Annotated in this window: 1 tRNA gene; it reads right to left on the reverse strand. The window is 42.3% G+C overall.

Annotated elements, in window-relative coordinates:
* Positions 1-148 precede the first annotated feature (148 nt).
* Positions 149-224, reverse strand: a tRNA-Glu gene (locus tag INT39_RS22390).
* Positions 225-305: the final 81 nt, after the last annotated feature.

Consider the following 305-nt stretch of genomic DNA (forward strand, 5'->3'; position numbering starts at 1 on the left):
GTGATATATTGATTTGTTTTCAATTTTTCAGCTTGTTCCAGATTGTTAAAGAGCATAAATAGTTAAAATAACTTGTTAAAATTATCTTAACTATTCTCTGATTTTCATCAGACATAGTGTGGTACGCCTTTCACTCATACCGCGCAATTGGCGTCCCCTAGGGGATTCGAACCCCTGTTACCGCCGTGAAAGGGCGGTGTCCTAGGCCTCTAGACGAAGGGGACTCTTGTCAGCTTCGCAGACGCGCTTTTGCTCGTTCTTCATCAGACAATCTGTGTGAGCACTACACATAACACGTATCTTTT

It is taken from the genome of Pseudomonas sp. FME51, assembly GCF_014897305.1.